This is a genomic window from Pseudomonas sp. (assembly GCF_030150285.1).
Classification (GTDB): domain Bacteria; phylum Pseudomonadota; class Gammaproteobacteria; order Pseudomonadales; family Pseudomonadaceae; genus Aquipseudomonas.
Genome location: NZ_JASLGE010000037.1, coordinates 19,393 through 41,290 on the forward strand (window position 1 = coordinate 19,393; position 21,898 = coordinate 41,290).

Consider the following 21,898-nt stretch of genomic DNA (forward strand, 5'->3'; position numbering starts at 1 on the left):
GCGAAATCATGAAGACAACCATCGAATTGCCTCTCCTGCCATTGCGCGATGTTGTGGTTTATCCGCACATGGTGATTCCACTGTTCGTGGGTCGCGAGAAATCAATCGAGGCCCTTGAGGCTGCGATGACGGGCGACAAGCAAATTCTGCTGTTGGCTCAAAAAAATCCTGCCGATGATGATCCTGCCGAAGACGCGCTCTATCGTGTGGGTACCATTGCGACTATCTTGCAATTGCTCAAGCTGCCGGACGGAACGGTTAAGGTTCTGGTCGAAGGTGAGCAGCGTGGCGTTGTAGAAAATTTTGGCCAGGCCGAAGGCTACCTCAGCGCTGAAGTCTCCCTGATTGATGAAGCAGGGGCTCCAGAGCGCGAATCTGAAGTCTTTGTGCGTAGCCTGCTGTCCCAGTTCGAGCAGTATGTACAGTTGGGCAAAAAAGTCCCGGCTGAAGTGTTGTCCTCGCTCAACAGCATTGATGAGCCGAGCCGCTTGGTCGACACCATGGCGGCCCACATGGCGCTTAAAATCGACCAGAAGCAGGAAATTCTGGAAATTATCGACCTGTCTGCTCGCGTTGAGCATGTGTTGGCGCTGCTGGATGCCGAAATTGACTTGCTGCAAGTTGAGAAGCGTATCCGGGGTCGCGTCAAAAAGCAGATGGAGCGCAGCCAGCGCGAGTACTACCTGAATGAGCAAATGAAAGCTATTCAGAAAGAGCTGGGTGATGGCGATGAAGGCCATAATGAAATCGAAGAGCTGAAAAAACGCATTGATGCTGCGGGTTTGCCCAAGGATGCCATGGCCAAGGCCCAGGCTGAGTTGAACAAACTTAAGCAGATGTCACCCATGTCGGCAGAAGCGACGGTGGTGCGCTCCTACATCGACTGGTTGGTTCAGGTGCCTTGGAAAGCGCAGAGCAAGGTGCGCCTTGACCTGAAGCGGGCAGAAGACATCCTCGACGCGGACCACTACGGTCTGGAAGAAGTCAAAGAGCGAATTCTTGAGTACCTCGCTGTTCAAAAACGGGTGAAAAAGATCCGGGGCCCTGTTCTGTGCCTGGTGGGGCCGCCCGGGGTTGGTAAAACTTCTCTTGCAGAATCGATTGCTCACGCAACAAACCGTAAATTCGTACGAATGGCCCTGGGCGGTGTTCGTGATGAGGCGGAAATCCGTGGGCATCGCCGTACCTATATCGGTTCCATGCCAGGACGATTGATTCAAAAGATGACAAAAGTGGGCGTTCGCAACCCGCTGTTCTTGCTCGATGAAATCGACAAAATGGGCAGCGACATGCGGGGTGACCCTGCTTCTGCATTGCTTGAGGTGCTTGACCCCGAACAGAATCACAATTTCAACGATCATTACCTTGAGGTTGATTACGACCTGTCCGATGTGATGTTCCTCTGCACCTCGAACTCAATGAATATTCCGCCGGCTTTGCTGGATCGGATGGAGGTGATTCGTCTGCCGGGTTACACCGAAGACGAGAAAATCAATATCGCTGTCAAGTACCTTGCGCCCAAGCAAATCGAGGCCAATGGCCTGAAGAAAGGCGAGCTGGCGTTTGATAATGAGGCCATTCGAGACATCATCCGTTACTACACCCGTGAAGCCGGTGTGCGGGGCCTCGAACGCCAAATTGCGAAGATTTGCCGCAAGGCCGTTAAAGAACATGCGATGGAAAAACGCTTTGCGGTCACGGTCACGCCAGAGCTTCTGGAACACTTTCTCGGTGTCAGAAAATTCAGCTACGGATTGGCTGAAGTTCAGGACCAGATCGGGCAAGTGACCGGCCTTGCGTGGACTCAGGTGGGCGGTGAGTTGCTGACCATTGAAGCGGCTGTTGTGCCGGGTAAGGGTCAGCTAATCAAGACCGGTTCACTGGGTGATGTGATGGTCGAGTCGATGACGGCCGCGCTGACAGTGGTTCGCAGCCGGGCCAAAAGCTTGGGTATCCCATTGGATTTCCACGAGAAACGCGATATCCACATTCACATGCCGGAAGGTGCCACTCCTAAAGATGGCCCGAGTGCGGGTATAGGGATGTGCACGGCTTTGGTCTCTGCGCTGACGCTGATCCCTGTGCGTGCGGATGTGGCCATGACCGGTGAAATTACACTGCGTGGTCAGGTGTTGGCGATTGGTGGTTTGAAGGAAAAGTTACTGGCTGCCCACCGTGGTGGGATCAAGACTGTAATTATTCCCGAAGAAAACGTTCGGGATCTGAAGGAAATTCCTGACAACATCAAACAGGATCTTCAGATTAAACCGGTTAAATGGATTGACGAGGTCCTGCAAATTGCGCTGCAATACGCGCCGGAGCCCTTGCAGGATGTGGCTCCCGAGATTGTTGCAAAGGACGACAAACGAGAGTCTGACTCTAAGGAAAGAATTAGCACGCATTAATACGGATTTGCCTGATGGGCTTTCTTGACGCTGTATAGAGCCCTTGTTATAAAGCGGCTCTATAAGTGTCCGTAAGTGCTTCAGCAATCGTTTTGCTTTTACCAAAAAACTTTAGAAACATACTCAGATAGATATAAGGGGACTTAGAGTGAACAAGTCGGAACTGATTGATGCTGTCGCTGCATCTGCTGATATCCCGAAAGCCGCTGCTGGCCGTGCGCTGGACGCAGTAATCGAATCCGTCACTGGCGCTCTTAAGGCTGGCGACTCTGTAGTACTGGTTGGTTTTGGTACTTTCTCTGTAACTGATCGTCCTGCGCGCACGGGTCGTAACCCACAGACTGGCAAGACGCTGGAAATTCCAGCGGCTAAAAAACCAGGTTTCAAAGCCGGTAAAGCGCTGAAAGAAGCGGTTAACTGAGTTTCTGTAACACCTTTTACCCAACCGGGTCAGGCGCACGCCAGACTTGGCAGCGGAGCGGCAGCGCAGTCGATGGCTACGTCGACGTGTCACGCCGGGGGGCGCGGGTTCGAGCCCGGTCCGCTCCGCCAGTTACGAGAAGGCGCATCCTCGGATGCGCCTTTCTTCTATCAGGACTCTACCCACGCTCCACGGTTGCTCATTGTGCAAGACCGTTTCTGGGGGAAGCATGCTGCAAAATATCAGGGACAATTCACAAGGCTGGATTGCCAAGACCATTATTGGTGTCATCGTCGCTTTAATGGCGTTGACGGGTTTCGATGCCATTTTTCAAGCGACTTCTACCAGCCAGGATGCGGCCAAGGTCAATGGTGAAGAAATCACTCAGACCGAGCTGAGCCAAGCTGTCGACATGCAACGTCGGCAACTGATGCAACAGCTTGGCAAGGATTTCGACGCTTCATTGCTGGACGAAAAAATGCTGCGTGATGCAGCCCTTAAAGGATTGATTGAGCGCAAGCTTTTGCTGCAAGGTGCCCATCAGGCGAAGTTTTCTTTTTCCGAAGCCGCCCTTGATCAGGTTATTTTGCTGACGCCTGAGTTTCAGGAAAACGGTCAATTCAGTGCTGAGCGTTTCGATCAGGTGATTCGCCAACTGGGTTATGGTCGCATGCAATTTCGCGACATGATGAGCCAGGAAATGTTGATTGGTCAGTTGCGCGCCGGTTTGGCGGGCAGCGGTTTTGTGACCGATGAGCAAGTGAATGCGTTTGCACGTCTTGAAAAGCAAACCCGTGACTTCGCCTCCCTGAACATCAAAGCCGATCCGGCTGCGGCCAAAGTGAGTGATGAAGCGCTCAAGGCTTACTATGACGAGCATGCCAAAGAGTTCATGACCCCTGATCAGGTCGTGATCGACTACATCGAACTGAAGAAGTCGGCTTTCTTTGATCAGGTTGCGGTAAAGGATGAAGACCTGCAGGCGCAGTATCAAAAAGAAATTGCCAACCTGGCAGAGCAGCGCCGCGCGGCTCATATTCTGATCGAAGTGAACGATAAGGTCAGCGACGAGCAAGCGAAGGCTAAAATCGCCGAGATACAGGAGCGTTTGGCCAAGGGTGAAAGCTTCGAGGCTCTGGCCAAGGAGTTTTCTCAAGACCCAGGCTCAGCTGCCAACGGCGGCGACCTTGGTTTTGCTGGCCCTGGCGTTTATGACCCGGTGTTCGAGACCGCCGAGTATGCGCTGGAGCAAGGTCAGGTATCTGAGCCCGTGCGTACCAGCTTTGGCTATCACTTGATTAAGCTGTTGGGCGTTGAAGCGCCTGAAGTGCCCAGCTTTGCCAGCTTGAAGGACAAGTTGACGCGTGACCTGAAAACCCAGCAGGTGGAGCGCCGCTTCGTGGATGCGACCAAGCAATTGGAAGACTCCGCGTTTGAAGCGTCCGATCTGGCTCAGCCTGCTCAAGACTTGAAATTGACCGTTCACACCTCTGAGCCATTTGGCCGTGAGGGGGGTGAAGGCCTTGCTGCTAACCGGGCTGTTGTTCAAGCCGCCTTCAGCACCGAAGTGATGGATGAAGGCGCGAACAGCACTGCAATAGAACTCGATCCTGAGACTGTCGTTGTGTTGCGCGTCAAGGAACACCGCAAGCCAGAACAGCTGCCTCTGGAAGCCGTTGCTTCGAGCATTCGTGCGCAACTGGTCAAAGAGCAGGCGAGTGCCACTGCCAAAGCCAAGGCGCAAGAGATCATAGCGGGCCTGCGCGACGGCAAGCTAGCGTTGAACCAGCCTGTTGATGGCCAGGCATGGTCGGTTCATGAAGCGGTTGCCCGTGCTCAGGAAGGTATTGATCCGGCCGTCTTGCAGGCGTTGTTCCGCATGCCGAAACCGGCTTCCAGTGACAAGCCGACGTTTAGCAGTGTGGCCTTGGCCGATGGCAGTGTGGTTGTGCTACGCCTCAATGGTGTGAACGATGCTGCTGCGCCGACTGACGAAGAGAAAGCGTCCTACCGCCGCTATCTCGCTTCGCGTATCGGTCAGCAGGACTTTTCAGCCTACCGTAAGCAGTTGGAAAACGAGGCTAAAATCGAGCGTTATTAACACGTGAGAGTCAGTCTTTAGCCTCCATAAAATGGCCGCTCATCCAGCGGCCATTTTTTATGGGTAATTGAAAGGCGTTAGAGGCGTGCGGAGTCCATCATAAACCTGTACTGCGGGGTTTCATTGCCTTTCGGGGCAGTTATCAAGAGTGATATCACTTGACCAGGCTTGCCACATAATCAAGCAGCGCACGGGTTTTGGCCGGGACATGGTGACGCGACGGGTAATACGCGTAGAGGGGGAAGTGCTGATCCGACCATTCCGGGAAAAGTTGTACCAATTGGTTGGTGGAGGTGTATGCCTCGATGCCCAATTCGAATAGCTGTGCAATTCCCAGCCCGGCCAGGCAGGTGCTGTACACGGTTCCGGGGTCATTAACGGTAAGTTTTCCCTGCGGTTTTACGGTCATTTTCTTGCGTCTCTGGTGAAACTCCCAGGCAAAGGGTCTTCCCGTCACTGGCTCCCTGAAAAGAATGCAACGATGTGGGCCGCTCTCCAGTTCGTGAGGGTCGGTCGGGTGGCCAAATCGCTCCAGGTACGCCGGCGAAGCCATCGCGAGCACGCGTGTATCCAAGAGCTTTCGGGCCACGAGCGATGAGGGTAGAGGATGCCCAAAGCGTAACGCCAGATCAAAACCATCGGTCACCAGATCGCCAAGATCGTCCTTACTGCGCAAGTCCAGTTCGAGTTCCGGGTGACTGTCCATGAAAGGCCCCAGGCGTGGCCCGAGCATGAAGCGAGCGAACAGTGGATCAATGTTCACCCGCAGGCGGCCCCGGACCTTTTGGACGTCGCCTGCAGCGCTGCCTGTAACTTCAGCCAGCGCACTGATCAATGGCATCACTTGCTCGTAGAAATCACGTCCTTCATCCGTCAACCGGACTGAGCGTGTAGTGCGTTCAAACACCCGGATGCCCAGTCGTGTTTCAAGCCGGGCGATCGCTCTGCTGACCCCGGATTGGGACATGTCCAACACCTCGGCGGCACCACCAAAACTGCGTGTGTCGACGACCGCTGCCATGACATCCACGCCTTCAAGAAGCTGAGAGCTCAGTTCGCGCATTGATGACTCCGAAGCATAAGTTATGTGAGTTTCATGCTATCGCACTCTTTTGCGCAAGGTCTCAAACTTCCTCTCAGGCAATACCCGGCTGTTTTGGTACCGAGGTCATCCGTTATCGCCGTGCGAAGGCCTCCAGTCATGCAGCGCATTGCGCACAATCCATTCACGCTTTTCGGGATGCAATCATGCAATCAACTGTAACAGAGCCAAACGCTGACCCCGTATCGTCCGGCACGCATTCAGCGCCGCATCATCACGAGGCCGTCATTTCCCGGGCAAGAAGCGTCAGTGCTGTGCTTGCTTTAAGCTTGGGGTGTTTTTCATTTGTCAGCACTGAGCTCATGCCTGTGGGTGTGCTCCCGGCAATGGCAGAGGGGCTGCAGGTGTCACTGGGCGTTGCCGGTTACCTGGTCACGATCTTCGCTTTCATGGTCGCTCTTACGGCGGCACCTCTCACCAGCGTGCTGGGTTCCATCAACCGCAAAGCGCTTATGGCAGGGTTACTGGCGGTGTGCTGCGCGGGCAATCTGATTACCTTTCTGGCACCCAATTACTTTGTCGTTTTTATAGGCCGTATTCTGGTTGCCGGTGCGATCGGTGTGTTCTGGTCGACTGCGGTTGTGACGGCCGTGCATCTGGTTGCGGCGCGCAATGCCGTGAGGGCCACTTCCATCGTCTTTGGTGGTGTTTCATTGGCGACCGTGTTGGGGATCCCGGCGGGCACGCTGCTGGGCGATCTGTACGGGTGGCGCTCAGTGTTTGCAGCACTTTCAGTGCTGAGCCTGGTGGTTTTTACGCTGATTGTGTGGTCTGTTCCGGCTGTACGGCTTAACAAAGCTACCCAGCGCGGTGGCATGGCTGCAGTCCTTAAAAGTGGCCCCTTGCTGATTACGTTTGGTGTGACTGCGCTGGTAGTGACAGGTAACTTCCTGGCCTACACCTACATTGCTCCGTATCTTGAGCAAGTTGCCGGGCAGGGTGCAGGCCAGATCAGCATGCTGTTGTTGGTGTATGGGGCCGCCGGTGTTTTCACCAATTTTGCAGTAGGCCCTTTTGCTTCCAAAGCACCTCTCGCCAGCCTTGGGGGGGTGACTGCCTTGCTTGCCGTGAGCTTGGCCTGTATGGACAGGGCTGCCGTGAGCCACACCGCCATCTTTGTGACATTGGCAGCCTGGGGGGCGGCTTACGGGGCGCTCCCGGTGTTACTGCAAACGTTGGTATTTAAAGAGGCCAATAAAATTGAAGGCGGAGCAGACGCCGCCACGGCCATCAATGTATCGGTATTCAACGCGGCGATTGGGCTGGGCTCTTTGCTGGGTGGCCTCTTGATCAACCTATGGGGGCCGCAGCCTATTCCGTATTTGTCGGCCTGCTTCGCGGTTGCGGGGTTGGGAGCCATCCTGGTGAGTTGCAAGCGTCACTCTCGCCGCAGCTAAAGCCGGTCAGACGGGAGCGCGCTGCGCGCCAGTAAGGGACTTAACGCAAAACGCCCGGTGCAGTAGCTGCACCGGGCGTTTTTTTTGCGGTCGCGACGAAGTAATTACTCTTCGAGGCTGCCCATAGCGGTGGTGTTGAAGCCGCCGTCTACGTACATGATTTCACCGCTGATGCCCGATGCCAGATCGGAACACAGGAAAGCACCAGCGTTGCCCACTTCTTCGATAGTCACGTTGCGACGCAGCGGGGTTTGCGCTTCGTTGGCGGCCAGCATTTTACGGAAGTTCTTGATACCGGAAGCCGCCAGCGTGCGGATCGGGCCAGCCGATACACAGTTAACGCGAGTGCCTTCCGGGCCCAAGCTACCGGCCAGGTAACGTACACCAGCTTCCAGGCTGGCTTTGGCCATGCCCATCACGTTGTAGTTAGGCATGGTGCGCTCGGCACCCAGGTAGGACAGGGTCAGCAGGCTGCCATTGCGGCCTTTCATCAACGGGCGACCCGCTTTGGCCAGTGCCACGAAGCTGTAGGCGCTGATGTCGTGAGCGATGCGGAAACCTTCACGGGTGGTGGCGTCTGTGAAGTCGCCGTCCAGTTGGTCACCCGGCGCGAAGCCTACGGAGTGCACGATGCAGTCCAGGCCGTCCCACTTCTTGCTCAGGTCCTCGAAGACCTTGGCGATTTCTTCATCGCTGGCGACGTCGCAAGGGAAGCACAGTTCAGGGCCTGAGCCCCAGCCTGCAGCGAACTCTTCAACGCGGCCTTTAAGCTTTTCGTTCTGATAAGTGAAGGCAAGTTCGGCACCTTCGCGGTGCATGGCGGCAGCTATGCCTGACGCGATGGACAATTTGCTAGCGACACCGACGATCAGGACGCGCTTACCGGCGAGAAAACCCATGTGTTGTTCCTCTATCAGGTTAATCGACAGCCACTGGTGCCAAAAAGGCGGCTTCCAATAACTGCTGTGTATATGGATGTTGCGGTGAGGCAAAGATACTTTGCGCGTCACCCTGTTCGACCACTTGACCCTGCTTGACCACCATTAGCTGGTGGCTCAGCGCTTTGACGACAGCCAGGTCATGGCTGATAAACAAATAAGTCAGGTTGTACTTGGTTTGCAGCGAGCGCAGTAGCTCGACCACTTGACGTTGAACGGTCCGGTCCAACGCAGAAGTTGGCTCGTCCAGCACAATCAACGCCGGCTTTAATACCAGTGCCCGGGCAATGGCGATACGTTGTCGTTGCCCTCCAGAAAACTCATGAGGGTAACGGTGCCGGGTTTCCGGATCCAGACCTACTTCTCGCAACGTATCAATAATTGCCTTTTCCTGCTCATCAGCAGTGCCCAGACGGTGTATGCGCAGGCCTTCGCCTACAATTTCGCTGACGCTCATGCGTGGGCTGAGGCTCCCAAACGGATCCTGAAACACCACCTGCATTTCACGTCGCAGCGGCCGGACTTCTTGCCGCGACAGACAGTCTAGCCGTTTGCCTTCAAACCGGATGAGGCCTTTGCTGGCAATCAACCGTAAAATCGCCAGCCCCAAGGTTGATTTTCCGGATCCGCTTTCTCCCACAATGCCTAAGGTTCGCCCTTGAAGCAGGCTGAAGTTGATGCCGTCGACGGCTTTTACGTAATCAACGGTCTTGCGCAACAGCCCTTTTTTGATCGCAAACCACACTTTTAGATCCGCGACGTCCAGCAAAGGCGGCCCTGCAACGGTATTCGCCGGGCTACCACTGGGCTCTGCGCTAAGCAGTTCGCGGGTGTAAGGGTGCTGCGGTGAACGAAACAATTGCTCACACGATGCCTGTTCGACGATGGAACCTCGCTGCATGACACATACACGATGCGCAATTCGTCGTACCAGGTTCAAATCGTGACTGATCAGTAGCAGTGACATTCCCATGCGGGCCTGTAATTGCTTGAGCAACTCAAGGATTTTCAGCTGTACGGTCACATCCAGCGCGGTGGTGGGTTCGTCGGCAATCAGCAGGTCGGGTTCGTTGGCCAGGGCCATGGCAATCATCACACGCTGGCGCTGACCGCCTGATAGCTCATGGGGCAGGGCTTTAAGCCGTTTATGCGGCTCAGGTATGCCTACCATGTCCAAGAGCTCCAGCGTGCGTCGTGTGGCCTCTTTGCCGATGATGCCTTTGTGGATGCCAAGCACTTCATTGATTTGCTTTTCAATGCTGTGCAAGGGGTTCAGCGAAGTCATGGGCTCCTGGAAAATCATGGCAATGCGGTTGCCGCGGATGTGTCTGAGCTTTCTCTCATCCAGTGTCAGTAAATCTTGACCCGCATAAACAATACTGCCGCTGGGATGGCGTGCCAGCGGGTAGGGCAGCAGCCGCAGTATCGAATGGGCCGTGACAGATTTACCTGAGCCGCTTTCCCCAACCAGGGCGAGGGTTTCGCCACGTTTGATATCAAAGCTGATGCCTTGGACGACACGTTGCGATTGCTCGCCCGTCACGAACTCAACAGTGAGATCGCGTACTTCGATCAGATTTTCCTGTGTCATCTCATTTCCTCGGATCGAAGGCATCGCGCGCGGACTCGCCGATAAACACCAGCAAGCTGAGCATGATGGCCAGCACGGCAAAAGCACTGATACCCAGCCAGGGCGCTTGCAGGTTGGATTTGCCTTGAGCCACCAGTTCGCCCAAGGACGGTGCCCCGGGAGGTAAGCCGAAACCCAGGAAATCCAGTGCGGTCAGGGTGCCAATGGCACCGGTGACGATAAAGGGCATGAAGGTCATGGTTGAGACCATCGCGTTGGGCAGGATGTGGCGGTACATGATGGCCATGTCCTGCATGCCCAGTGCGCGCGCGGCCCGCACATATTCAAGGTTTCGCCCACGCAGAAACTCTGCCCGCACGACATCCACCAGGCTCATCCACGAGAACAGCAACATGATCCCCAGCAGCCACCAAAAGTTCGGTTGCACGAAGCTGGCGAGAATGATCAGCAGGTACAACACGGGTAAACCCGACCAGATCTCGAGAAAACGCTGACCTGCCAGATCGACCCAGCCACCATAAAACCCTTGAAGCGCACCCGCAATAACGCCAATCACCGAGCTTAAAATGGTCAAGGTGAGCGCGAACAAGACAGAGATACGAAAGCCGTAGATAACCCGCGCCAACACATCCCGTCCTTGGTCATCGGTGCCCAGCCAGTTCTCGGCGGAAGGGGGGGCCGGGGCGGGAACCTTCAAGTCGTAGTTAATGCTCTGGTAGCTGTAAGGGATCGGAGGCCACAGCACCCACGCATCTTTTTTGGCCAGCAACTCACGGATGTACGGGCTTTTGTAGTTGGCTTCCAGCGGGAATTCACCGCCAAAGACGGTCTCTGGGTAGCGTTTGACTGCCGGAAAGTAGAGTTCGCCGTCGTAACTGATCACCAACGGTTTGTCGTTGGCAATCAGCTCTGCGCCCAGGCTCAGCCCGAACAGCACCAGAAAAATCCAGAGCGACCACCAACCCCGTTTGTTGGATTTGAAACGCTGAAAGCGCCGCTGATTGAGAGGGGATAGTTTCATCTCACTGCTCCCTGCTTTCAAAGTCGATGCGCGGATCGATCAGGGTGTATGAGAGATCACCGATTAACTTCACGAGCAGTCCGACCAGCGTGAAAATAAACAGCGTGCCGAATACCACGGGGTAGTCGCGGTTGATTGCGGCTTCGAAGCTCATCAACCCCAGCCCATCCAGCGAAAAAATGACCTCGATCAGCAATGCCCCCGTAAAGAAAATCCCGATGAATGCCGCCGGAAAACCGGCGATGACCAGCAGCATGGCATTGCGGAAAACGTGACCGTAAAGCACCCGGTGCTGGGTCAGCCCCTTGGCCTTGGCAGTGACGACATACTGCTTGTTGATTTCATCCAGAAAGCTGTTTTTGGTCAGCAGGGTCATGGTGGCAAAGTTACCGATCACCAGGGCTGTAACGGGTAAGGCCAAGTGCCAGAAGTAATCCAGGATTTTGCCGCCCACGCTCAGTTCATCGAAGTTGTTGGAGGTCAGGCCACGCAGCGGAAACCAGTCCAGGTAACTGCCACCGGCAAAAACCACGATCAACAGAATGGCAAACAGGAAGGCCGGGATCGCATACCCCACGATGATTGCGGAGCTGGTCCAGACGTCGAACTGGCTGCCGTGGCGGGTGGCTTTGGCGATCCCTAAAGGGATCGACACCAGGTACATGATCAACGTACTCCACAACCCGAGGGAGATTGAAACGGGCATTTTTTCCTTGATCAAGTCGATGACCTTGGCATCGCGGAAGAAACTTTCGCCAAAATCCAGGTGGGCGTAGTTTTTGATCATGATCCACAAGCGTTCAGGCGCGGGCTTGTCGAAACCGTACATCTTTTCAATTTCCTGAATCAGTGCCGGATCCAGGCCTTGCGCGCCGCGGTAGTTTGACCCGGCCACTGACACTTCAGAGCCTCCGCCTGCGATACGGCTGGTGGCACCGTCGAAGCCTTCCAGTTTGGCGATCATCTGTTCGACCGGGCCACCGGGAGCGGCCTGGATGATGATGAAGTTGATCAGCAATATTCCGAACAGTGTCGGAATAATCAGCAGCAGTCGCCTGAATATGTACGCCAGCATTTAAGGCTCCAGGCTTTCGCTTGTGGTTTCGGTCTTGGTTGCTGGTTTGCTACCGGGCTTCATCCACCAGGTAGAGGTTCCGATGTCATACAGCGGCGTGACTTTTGGATGACCGATATGATCCCAGTACGCCACGCGCCAGGTTTTGATGTGCCAGTTGGGTATGACGTAGTAGCCCCACTGCAGAACACGATCCAGTGCGCGCGCGTGGTTGATCAGGCTTTGCCGGGAGTCTGCGTTGATAAGCCCTTCCGTCAATTGGTCGATGGCCGGGTCTTTGAGGCCCATGAAGTTGCGACTGCCCGGTTTTTCAGCGCTCTGCGACTCCCAGTATTCGCGCTGCTCACTGCCCGGTGAACTGGATTGCGGGAAGCTGCCGACAATCATGTCGAAATCCCTTGAGCGCAGACGATTCAGGTATTGGGAGGTATCGACGCGACGGATCTGTAGTTCGATGCCCAAATCGTTGAGGTTGCGCTTGAAGGGCAGCAGGATCCGTTCGAACTCTGTTTGAGCCAACAGGAACTCGATGGTCACCGGCTTGCCCTGAGCGTCCACCATTTTGTCATCGACGATGCGCCAGCCCGCTTCTTGCAGCAGTTGATAGGCGCGACGCAGTTGGTCGCGGATCATACCGCTGGCATCGGTGACGTTGGGTTTGAACACGTCAGTGAACACTTTGTCAGGGATTTGGCCACGCAAAGGTTCCAGGATCGCCAGTTCCTCTTCAGTCGGGGGGGCTTTGGCGGCCATCTCCGAGTTTTCAAAGTAACTGCCGGTGCGGGCATAGGCTCCGCTGAAGAGCTGCTTGTTGGCCCATTCGAAGTCGAACAGTAAGCTCAGGGCTTCACGAACGCGAACATCCTGAAACATGGGTTTGCGCAAGTTGAAGACAAACCCCTGCATGCCGGTCGGGCTGCCATTGCGAATTTCTTCTTTCTTTAAACGGCCCTGGGTCACCGCAGGCACGTTATAAGCCCCGGCCCAGTTCTTGGCGCTGATCTCGAACCAGTAATCGAACTGTCCGGCTTTGAGGGCCTCAAACGCCACACTGTTGTCGCGGAAGTAATCAACAGTGATGGCGTCGAAATTGAACAGGCCCTTGTTGATCGGCAAGTCCTTGCCCCAGTAGTCCTTGTTTCGCTCGTAGCGAATCGAGCGCCCAGGCTTGATGTCGGTGATGGTGTAGGGGCCACTTCCCACAGGTATTTCAAGATTGCCTTTACCGAATTCCCGGGTTTCCCACCAATGCTTTGGCAAAACCGGCAACTGGCCCAGGATCAGCGGTAGTTCACGATTCTTGTTGTGCTTGAACACGAATTTGACTTGCAGCGGGTTCTCTTCGACAGCCTTCTCGACATCACTGTAATAACCCTTGAATAAAGGGGAGCCACTCTGCATTAACGTGTCGAAGCTGAACACCACGTCTTCTGCGCGGATCGGGTGGCCATCGTTGAATTTGGCCTCGGGGCGCAGATAAAAACGCACCCAACTGTTGTCGGGGGATTTCTCGATTTTTTCAGCAATCAGGCCATACGCCGTGAAGGGCTCATCCAGGGTCTGGCGGGTCAAGGTGTCATAAGTCAGGTCAATGTCGTCAGCCGGGACGCCTTTGTTGATAAAAGGGTTGAGGCTGTCAAAACTGCCCAGCGAGGATTTGCGAAATGTCCCGCCTTTTGGCGCGTCAGGGTTCACATAATCCACGTGTTTGAAGGTGGCGGGGTACTTGGGAGGCTCATCGTAGAGTGTCAGCGCATGTTGCGGTGCAGCCAGCGCCACACAGGTCAGACCGGCCAGCAATAGGCCCGTCAGCGGTTTCAGCCACATATGCAAAGGCATCATTGGGTTTTCTCCGTAGGCTTAAGCCACCACGCACTAAGGCCCAATGTATAGGGAGGCGTAGTCACAAAGGCGAACCGGTTGCGGTACGCCAGGCGGTGATAATTCAGATACCAGTTAGGGATGGTGTAGTACTGCCACAGCAGCACCCTGTCCAGAGCACGTCCCGCGGCCAATTGCTCTTCGCGGGTTTGGGCGGCCAACAACCGCTCGAGCAGGTAATCGACCACCGGGTCCGCGACGCCTGCATAGTTTTTGCTGCCCTTGACGTTGGCCTGGCTGGAGTGAAAGTACTGCCATTGTTCAAGGCCGGGGCTCAGGGTCTGGTCGAGTGTCATAAGAATCATGTCGAAATCGAACTGATCCAGGCGTTGTTTGTATTGCGCTCGGTCCACTGTCCGTAAGCGGGCGTCGATTCCGATACTTTTAAGGTTTTCGACGTAGGGCTGTAAAATTCGCTCAAGGTTGGGATTGACCAGCAAGATCTCGAAACGTAAAGGTTCACCGTCATGATTGAGCAGGCGCTGGCCCGACAGTTTCCATCCCGCTTCGGCCAATAAGGCCAGAGCCCGGCGCAGGGTCTCGCGGGGAATATCGCGGCCTTCAGTCTGTGGCAGGTTAAAGGCCTGACTGAATAACTCGGGCCGTAATTGGCTGCGCCAAGGCGATAACATCAACCATTCGTGCCCTTGCGCAATGGCGCTGGCCGAAAATTCGCTGTTGGGGTAGTAACTGGTGGCCCGTTTATAGGCACCGTTGAACAGGGTGCGGTTGGCCCATTCGAAGTTGAACATGTACCCCATCGCCTCACGTACCTTTGCCTGCGAGAACGTATTGCGGCGGCTGTTCATGAACAGGCCCTGGGTTTGCGTCGGAATGTGGTGGGTGATTTCAGCTTTGATAACATCCCCGCGCCTTACCGCAGGGAAGTTATAGCCATTGGCCCAGTTCTTGGCCTGGTGCTCGATATAGATGTCGAACTCACCGGCCTTGAAGGCTTCGAATGCAACATCGCTGTCGCGATAGAACTCGACATTCACGCGCTCGAAATTGTATTTCCCGCGATTGACCGGCAGGTGGGCTCCCCACCAGTCTTTCACGTGTTCGAAGACCAATTGCCTGCCGGGGGTGACGTGTGTGATGCGATAAGGGCCGCTGCCCAAGGGCGGTTCAAACGTGGTGGCTTTAAAATCGCGGGTTGCCCAGTAGTGTTGTGGCAGAACAGGCAGCTCGCCGAGCCGCAAAATCAGCAGCGGGTTGCCCGCTCGCTTGAAAACAAAACGTATACGCTTGGGCCCCAGAATATCCACGCGTTGAATTTCTTGCAGATGGGTCCGGTATTGCGGATGCCCTTCCTTGAGCAACAGGTTGTAGGAAAAGGCAACGTCGTAGGCGGTTATCGATACGCCGTCGTGAAAACGCGCTTCGGGTCGTAGGTTAAACACAACCCAACTGCGGTCTTCGTTGTACTCCACAGACTGCGCAATCAAGCCATAACTGGACGTGGGCTCATCACCGGAAGGCGCGTATTGGCCGGTGCCGGCCATCAGGGTTTCGTTGAGTTCGTTGACCCCGTACTGCAGGAAGTTGGCCGTTGAAACGGGGCTTGTACCCTTGAAGGTGTAAGGATTGAGCGTGTCGAAGGTGCCGAATGCCATGACGCGCAGGGTGCCGCCTTTCGGCGCGTCGGGGTTTACCCAATCAAAATGAGTAAAACTGGCTGGGTATTTAAGCGTCCCGAACTGTGCATAACCGTGGCTTTCGCTGAGGGTCGCGCTCGCGGGGAAGCTCAAGGCCAGGCTGATGAAAAACGGGAGGAGGGGACGCATCAAGTCAGAGATCCGATCCAGGCATTGGGCTTAAGGTTTCCGTACAGTAACAGCTTGTATCTGTAGGAAAAAGGCCACGTCTGAAAGCGCCTCTAGCAAGCTGCGTCCTAAGGATTTGTAGGAGGTTGGCGGCCCGAGCTGAATGCTTAGTGGGGTTTGTAAACCGTGAGTACCTGCCCAGGTTTCAGGGCGCGGGCGCTGTTTGGGTTCCAGCGTTTAAGGTGTTGCATCTCAACATTGAAGCGCTTGGCAACAATGTACAGCGAGTCACCTTTTTTTACTGTGTAGGTAGTGGTTTTTTTGGTGACAGGTTTACGCGTGTCCTGCATGACCAGTGTCTGCCCGGCCTTCAGGTTATTGCCGCTGAGCTTGTTCCAACGCTGCAGGTCTTGGACATTGACCTTATTGGCTTTGGCGATCAGCGTCAGGTTGTCACCTTTCTTTACACGGTACTGGCGGTTTAGCCGCTGAGGCGCTGCGCTCGCGACATTGTCGAACACGGCTTTTTTAGGACGCAAGCTCACCAGTTGTTCGGGCCTGAGGTTCGACAAGCTGGCGGTCAGTAACTGCGCCTTGGCTGTTGGAACCAACAGGTGTTGGGGCCCGTCCATGGTCGCGCGTTGTTTATAGGCCGGATTCAACTGAAACATTTCGTCTTCGTCGATTTCAACCAGGGCCGCCACGCGTGACAGGTCCATGGACTGTTTGATTTCGACCATTTCGAAGTAGGGTTCGTTGGCAATCGGGTTCAGGTTGATCCCGTAGGCTTCAGGTGCCAATACGACCTGCGACAGGGCCAGCAATTTTGGCACATAGTCTTTGGTTTCCTGCGGCAAAGGCAGGTTCCAGTAGTCGGTTGGCAGCCCGAGTTTTTCATTGCGTTCGATTGCCCGGCTGACGGTGCCTTCCCCGGCGTTGTAAGCGGCCAGGGCCAGCAGCCAGTCGCCGTTGAACATGTCGTGCAGGCGATTCAGGTAGTTCAAGGCGGCGAGGGTTGAAGCCGTAATGTCACGGCGCCCGTCATAAGCCCGGGTTTGGCGCAGGTTGAAATAGCGGCCTGTTGACGGAATAAACTGCCAGAGCCCGACTGCATTGGCGTGGGAATACGCCATCGGGTTGTAAGCGCTTTCAATGGCTGGCAAGAGTGCCAGTTCCAGTGGCATGTTGCGTTCTTCAAGGCGCTCGACGATGTAGTGGATATACAGGCTTCCGCGCTCGCCGGCATTCTCGAGAAATGACGGGTTGCTGGCAAACCACAAGCGCTGCTGTTCAATGCGCGGGTTTACGTTTTGCCCATCCTGTAGCTGAAAGCCTTGGCGCATCCGTTCCCATACGTCCTGCGGCGGTAGGGGGTCGGTTTTTTCACTGAGCCAGATCGGCTGTTGCGGGATCCGTTTGGCCACCTTCAGGGTGGGTCTTTCGGTGGTTTGCGCTGAATGATCGATGCTCTGGCAGCCCGCCAGAACGGCGGACAACGCCAGCGCGATGGCTTTGGCCATACGCGTCAATGCGTCTGAATGAATGGCGTTACGTATGGATGACGACATTGGCTGGAAGAGCGTTCCGGGCAAAAATGTCGGGGGATTCTAGAAAGCAGGTTAGATGCGGTCAACTGTTGCGCCGTTTTGTGCTGACCGCATTTGTGTTTAGAACGCATCTTTCCATCGGCGCAGACTGGCAAAGACCGCGCTGGGCGAGTCATGAGTGCACTTGCTCCACTCGTCCGCTTTTTCTTTAACGGATGTTTCATTGACCCGCAGGAAAGGGTTTGTGCGCAATTCCAGGCCGATGGTTGACGGCAGGCTGATCTGCCCAGCGGCGCGCCATTGCGTGACCTGTTTCTGGCGCTCAGCCACCTCGGCGTTGCCGGGCTCAACCGCGCAGGCAAAACGCAAGTTGCTCAAGGTGTATTCGTGAGTGCAGTAAACCAGCGTTGAGGCAGGTAACGCCGCCAGTCGGCTTAACGACTGATGCATTTGCTCGGGGGTGCCCTCGAACAGTCGGCCACAGCCGGCAGCAAACAGGGTGTCGCCGCAAAACAGCAGCGGGGTTGTCGCGTCAGGGTGAAAGTAGGCGATGTGCCCCAGGGTGTGGCCTGGAACGAGCAGTACCTCGAAGGTCAAGCCCAGTACCTGGATACGGTCATTGTCATTCAGTGCCACTTGTCGTGCCGGGATGCTCTCCAGCGCCGGACCCCAGACTTTCGCGTTAGTGTGTGCGTGAAGCTGTTGAACGCCTCCCACGTGATCAGCGTGGTGGTGGGTAATCAGAATATCGCTCAGTACCCAGCCCGGGTGTTGGGCCAGCCAGTTCAAGACAGGCTGGGCGTCACCTGGGTCGACGACGGCGCAACGTTTTTGGGCCGGGTCTTGTAATAGCCAGATGTAGTTGTCATTGAAAGCAGGCAAGGCTTCGATCTGTAGCATTGTGCAATTCCCAAGTGCGAAACAATGGCGCATCTTAGGCGGTGTGATGGGTAGATGGCGAGTTGGAGGAACAATGACCGATAAAGCATTGGGCCAGGCGGATCCTGAGTGGGTGGCACTGATCCGTTCGGCACGCGAATGGTTGTCCGGCCCTCTGGGGCAGTTGCTGCTGGAAGAAGAGCAGCGAGTATTGGAGGACGAACTGGGTCGTTATTTCGGCGGCTATCTGGTGCATTATGGGCCCGCTGCCGATTCACCGCCCAAGGCTGCGCAGGTGCAGCGTAACGTACGCCTTGGCGCGCCTCTGCCAGGGGTTGAAATCATTTGCGAAGAGCAGGCCTGGCCGCTGTGTGAGCATGCTGCCGATGTGGTGGTGTTACAGCATGGCCTGGATTTTTGCCTCTCGCCCCATGGCTTGTTGCGCGAAGCAGCCAGCAGCGTGCGCCCTGGCGGGCATTTGTTGATTGTAGGCATCAACCCGTGGAGCAGTTGGGGATTGCGGCATGTTTTTGCCAAGGACGCGTTGAAAAAAGCGCGCTGCATCTCACCTTCGCGCGTCGCGGATTGGCTGAGCCTGCTGGGCTTTGCGCTGGAGAAACGCTGCTTCGGGTGCTATCGTCCGCCGCTGGCTTCCAAGGCCTGGCAGCATCGGTTGTCCGGCTTGGAGCGCAAAGCCAGCAATTGGCAATTGGCCGGTGGTGGCTTCTATGTGCTGGTCGCGCGAAAAATGGTGGTGGGCTTGCGTCCTGTCAAGCCATTACGGCGCGAGCCGATGGGTAAGCTGATTCCCTTGCAGATGGCCAAGGTCAACCGCCGTCACACAGAGCCTTGATTTTTTAGCGGGCCGGGCCTGCCCGGCCTTGGGTGCTGTCGATCCTTGATTGACGGGCCACAGCAGTCTTTTCTGGATAGTTTGTAATGAGCGATAGCGTTGAAATGTTCACCGATGGTGCCTGCAAGGGTAACCCTGGCCCGGGTGGCTGGGGAGCTTTGCTGGTCTGCAAGGGCGTCGAAAAAGAGCTCTGGGGCGGCGAACCCGATACCACCAATAACCGCATGGAGTTGATGGCGGCCATCCGCGGCCTTGAAGAGCTCAAGCGCCCATGCGAAGTCCTGTTGGTGACGGACTCACAGTACGTGATGAAAGGCATCACCGAGTGGATGGTCAACTGGAAGAAGCGTGGCTGGAAAACGGCTGCCAAAGAGCCTGTAAAAAACGCCGATCTTTGGATGCTCCTGGATGAACAGGTCAACCGGCACACCGTCAAGTGGCAATGGGTACGTGGGCATGTTGGCCACTATGGCAACGAGCGCGCCGATCAGCTAGCCAATCGCGGGGTGGACGAGATGCGGGGCATCAAGCATGCGTAGTGTTGTACTGGATACTGAAACCACCGGTATGCCGGTCACCGATGGCCACCGGGTTATCGAGATCGGTTGCGTCGAGTTGATGGGCCGCCGTCTGACGGGCCGGCATTTTCACGTGTACCTGCAACCTGACCGCGAAAGCGATGAGGGTGCCATTGGTGTTCACGGTATTACCAATGAATTCCTGGTGGGCAAGCCGCGCTTTGGTGAGGTGGCCGACGAGTTTTTCGAGTTCATCAAGGGTGCCCAGCTCATTATTCACAACGCGGCGTTTGACGTCGGCTTTCTGAATAACGAATTTGCCTTGATCGGCCAGACGGATCGAGCGGATCTCACTCAGCACTGCACGATCCTCGACACCTTGCTGATGGCGCGGGCCCGCCACCCCGGCCAGCGCAACAGCCTGGATGCCCTGTGCAAACGCTATGGTGTCGACAACTCGGGCCGTGAACTGCACGGTGCCTTGCTCGACTCCGAGATTCTGGCCGATGTGTACCTGACCATGACCGGCGGCCAGACCAGCCTGTCACTGGCCGGCAATGCTTCCGATGGCAATGGTTCGGGGGAGGGGTCGGGTAACCAGGCCACTGAAATTCGCCGTTTGCCAGCTGATCGTCCATTGGGTCGGGTTATTCGTGCAAGTGACAGCGACCTTGCCGCGCATGCTGCGCGCCTTGAGGCCATTGCCAAATCGGCAGGTGCTCCGGCGCTTTGGACGCAACTCTTCGACGCCAAAGGGTAAGCATTGCCGCAGGCTTCGAGTGAGGCGCTGGTTGTCTGTCCAAAACAAGAAAAAAGGACTTTTCATGCGTTTAGTCATGACCCCCAATGATCCGACTGTCTCGGTTCGTTTGGCCGACGAAGGCTTCCCCCCTTATGTGTGGGGTAACGACTTCAGCTTTGAAGTGACCGCCTATGCCCGTGCTGATCGGTACAAAAAGGTCGAGCATTGGCCGTTGGATTTGATCACGCCTTATCGCAAGTGTTACGGCATTGACCCGGATGAATTTGCCAATTATCGCGGTGCAGCCGATAGCGCGATTTTTATGGCGTACCTGGATCATCAGCCGGTCGGTCACGTGGTGGTCAGTGTTCACTGGAATGGATATGCCCATGTCGATGAGCTGGCCGTCGTGGCCGCTGCGCGTCGCCATGGCGTGGCCAAGGCGTTGCTCGATGTGGTCAAGTTCTGGAGCCACAAGAAAAACTTGCCGGGTGTCATGCTCGAGACTCAAAACAATAACCTCGGCGCATGCCGTTTGTATGAGTCCTGCGGGTACCAAGTGGGTGGCATCGATCATTTGCGCTATCGCGGTATTGATCCGCAAACCAATGAGGTGGCGATATTCTGGTACCTGTTATTCGAGAAACGCTGCCAGTGAGTGGCTACAGCGTCACCACACCTTGATCGGCCAACAAGGTTTGCGCCTTTTGGCGCACGAGCTCGAGCAGTGACTCAAGCGCCGGTTCAGGTTCTGCGCCTTTTGGCAGCCACGCATACAGCGTGACGGTAATGGCGGGGGAGAGCGGGCAGGAATCGAGCCCGCTGGCTTTGGCTCCCACCGCCGTGAATGGATCGACCAGCGCCAGGCCTTCGCCTGCTTCTACCAGGCTGCGCATCATCTGATAATTCTGAACCTGGATGTGCACCACCGGCTCTGGCTGCAAGGCATGCAGTACGCTGTGCAGGTGACGGCTTAAAGGGTCGTGCTGCTGCAAGCCAATCATGGGCTGGCCCGCCAGGTCAGGTGCCGCAATGTACTTTTGTTTGGCCGATAGCCAGCCGTGGGGTGCCAGCAATTGCACTTTGCCTTGAACCAGCGTTATGCAGTCGATGCCGGCTTGCCCCGAAGGCTGCAGGGTGAAGCCCACATCACATTCGCCCATTAATACACGGCGCTCAATTTCAGCGCACGGCTGGGTAGTCAGTGTGGTGGGGGTATCGGAGAAGCGCCGTCTAAGGGCGGCCATGCAAGGTGGCAGCAACGGCTGAGCCAGCGTCTCGCTACAGGCCACGCGCAAGGCGGGTTTTTGGTGCTGGCGCAAGTCATTGCTTAGCCGGTGCAGGGGGTCAAGGTCAAGGTAAAGCTGATTGATGAGTGGCTGTAACAGCAGCGTTTCGCGAGCGGGTTGCAGTTGCCCGCGAACCGTGAAAAACAACATGAAACCCAGCGCTTGCTCGGCTTCATGCAGCATGGGCCCCAACGTATCTTCCGGCAATTTCAGTCGCTCGGCCGCCTGCTTGAGGTTGCCTGTTTGCAAAATGGCCTGAATCAGTTCGATATGACGTAAGCGCATGCATGACATCCATGTCCAGCGGATAAGCGTTCAGTGACGTGAAGCCTGATCTCGCCTGGTGCTGTGCCTGTTAGCGTAAGCAGAGAG

Annotated in this window: 18 protein-coding genes; 8 read left to right on the forward strand and 10 right to left on the reverse strand. The window is 55.8% G+C overall.

Annotation, left to right across the window (positions count from 1 at the left end; genetic code table 11):
- The first annotated feature begins 8 nt into the window (after nt 1-8).
- From lon to Q1W15_RS08340, 3 genes are all read left to right on the forward strand, one after another.
- Nucleotides 9-2,405: an endopeptidase La gene (gene lon / locus Q1W15_RS08330; RefSeq protein WP_300726179.1), complete on the forward strand. Its 2,397-nt coding sequence runs from the start codon at nt 9-11 to the stop codon at nt 2,403-2,405.
- A gap of 148 nt (nt 2,406-2,553) precedes the next feature.
- Nucleotides 2,554-2,826, forward strand: coding sequence for an HU family DNA-binding protein (locus tag Q1W15_RS08335; RefSeq protein WP_300726182.1), 273 nt, complete (start codon nt 2,554-2,556; stop codon nt 2,824-2,826).
- 229 nt (nt 2,827-3,055) lie between these two features.
- On the forward strand, nt 3,056-4,927 hold the full coding sequence (locus Q1W15_RS08340; RefSeq protein ID WP_300726185.1) for a SurA N-terminal domain-containing protein: 1,872 nt from the start codon (nt 3,056-3,058) through the stop codon (nt 4,925-4,927).
- A 154-nt stretch (nt 4,928-5,081) separates the two neighbouring features.
- On the opposite strand, the gene Q1W15_RS08345 is transcribed toward Q1W15_RS08340, so the two are convergent.
- Complete coding sequence (locus Q1W15_RS08345; RefSeq protein WP_300726188.1) at nt 5,082-5,990, reverse strand: LysR family transcriptional regulator; 909 nt, start codon at nt 5,988-5,990, stop codon at nt 5,082-5,084.
- A 185-nt stretch (nt 5,991-6,175) separates the two neighbouring features.
- On the opposite strand from Q1W15_RS08345, the gene Q1W15_RS08350 reads away from it, so the two are divergent.
- Nucleotides 6,176-7,426 (forward strand): MFS transporter, encoded by a 1,251-nt coding sequence (locus tag Q1W15_RS08350; RefSeq protein ID WP_300726191.1) that lies wholly within the window; start codon nt 6,176-6,178, stop codon nt 7,424-7,426.
- Between the two features lie 104 nt (nt 7,427-7,530).
- Here Q1W15_RS08350 and fabI read toward each other — a convergent pair whose 3' ends face one another.
- The 8 genes from fabI to gloB all read right to left on the reverse strand — a co-directional run bounded on the left by fabI (nt 7,531) and on the right by gloB (nt 18,145).
- Complete coding sequence (gene fabI, locus Q1W15_RS08355; RefSeq protein ID WP_153333571.1) at nt 7,531-8,325, reverse strand: enoyl-ACP reductase FabI; 795 nt, start codon at nt 8,323-8,325, stop codon at nt 7,531-7,533.
- A 19-nt stretch (nt 8,326-8,344) separates the two neighbouring features.
- Nucleotides 8,345-9,955, reverse strand: coding sequence for an ABC transporter ATP-binding protein (locus tag Q1W15_RS08360; protein WP_300726206.1), 1,611 nt, complete (start codon nt 9,953-9,955; stop codon nt 8,345-8,347).
- Between the two features lies 1 nt (nt 9,956).
- On the reverse strand, nt 9,957-10,976 hold the full coding sequence (locus Q1W15_RS08365; protein ID WP_300726209.1) for an ABC transporter permease: 1,020 nt from the start codon (nt 10,974-10,976) through the stop codon (nt 9,957-9,959).
- A gap of 1 nt (nt 10,977) precedes the next feature.
- Nucleotides 10,978-12,051 (reverse strand): microcin C ABC transporter permease YejB, encoded by a 1,074-nt coding sequence (locus Q1W15_RS08370; RefSeq protein ID WP_300726212.1) that lies wholly within the window; start codon nt 12,049-12,051, stop codon nt 10,978-10,980.
- A complete protein-coding gene (locus Q1W15_RS08375) occupies nt 12,052-13,893 on the reverse strand; it encodes an extracellular solute-binding protein (protein WP_300726215.1) in 1,842 nt (613 codons plus the stop codon). It abuts the gene before it with no gap.
- Nucleotides 13,890-15,719, reverse strand: coding sequence for an extracellular solute-binding protein (locus Q1W15_RS08380; RefSeq protein WP_300726218.1), 1,830 nt, complete (start codon nt 15,717-15,719; stop codon nt 13,890-13,892). Before Q1W15_RS08380 ends, Q1W15_RS08375 begins: the two co-directional genes overlap by 4 nt.
- A 146-nt stretch (nt 15,720-15,865) precedes the next feature.
- Nucleotides 15,866-17,266, reverse strand: coding sequence for a LysM peptidoglycan-binding domain-containing protein (locus Q1W15_RS08385; RefSeq protein WP_300726220.1), 1,401 nt, complete (start codon nt 17,264-17,266; stop codon nt 15,866-15,868).
- A 99-nt stretch (nt 17,267-17,365) separates the two neighbouring features.
- Nucleotides 17,366-18,145 (reverse strand): hydroxyacylglutathione hydrolase, encoded by a 780-nt coding sequence (gloB, locus tag Q1W15_RS08390; protein WP_300726222.1) that lies wholly within the window; start codon nt 18,143-18,145, stop codon nt 17,366-17,368.
- Between the two features lie 73 nt (nt 18,146-18,218).
- Here gloB and Q1W15_RS08395 point away from each other — a divergent pair, with 73 nt between their 5' ends.
- The 4 genes from Q1W15_RS08395 to Q1W15_RS08410 all read left to right on the forward strand — a co-directional run bounded on the left by Q1W15_RS08395 (nt 18,219) and on the right by Q1W15_RS08410 (nt 20,895).
- Complete coding sequence (locus tag Q1W15_RS08395; RefSeq protein WP_300726224.1) at nt 18,219-18,977, forward strand: methyltransferase domain-containing protein; 759 nt, start codon at nt 18,219-18,221, stop codon at nt 18,975-18,977.
- 86 nt (nt 18,978-19,063) lie between these two features.
- Nucleotides 19,064-19,516, forward strand: coding sequence for a ribonuclease HI (rnhA, locus tag Q1W15_RS08400; RefSeq protein ID WP_300726226.1), 453 nt, complete (start codon nt 19,064-19,066; stop codon nt 19,514-19,516).
- Nucleotides 19,509-20,255, forward strand: a complete 747-nt coding sequence (gene dnaQ, locus Q1W15_RS08405) for a DNA polymerase III subunit epsilon (protein ID WP_300726230.1) — start codon at nt 19,509-19,511, stop codon at nt 20,253-20,255. Before rnhA ends, dnaQ begins: the two co-directional genes overlap by 8 nt.
- Nucleotides 20,256-20,319: 64 nt before the next feature.
- Nucleotides 20,320-20,895: a GNAT family N-acetyltransferase gene (locus Q1W15_RS08410; RefSeq protein ID WP_300726233.1), complete on the forward strand. Its 576-nt coding sequence runs from the start codon at nt 20,320-20,322 to the stop codon at nt 20,893-20,895.
- Between the two features lie 4 nt (nt 20,896-20,899).
- Here the strand turns inward: Q1W15_RS08410 and Q1W15_RS08415 are convergent, their stop codons facing one another.
- The gene (locus Q1W15_RS08415) at nt 20,900-21,811 is read right to left on the reverse strand and encodes a LysR substrate-binding domain-containing protein (RefSeq protein WP_300726235.1); all 912 of its coding nucleotides are present in this window, start codon (nt 21,809-21,811) and stop codon (nt 20,900-20,902) included.
- Nucleotides 21,812-21,898 lie beyond the last annotated feature (87 nt).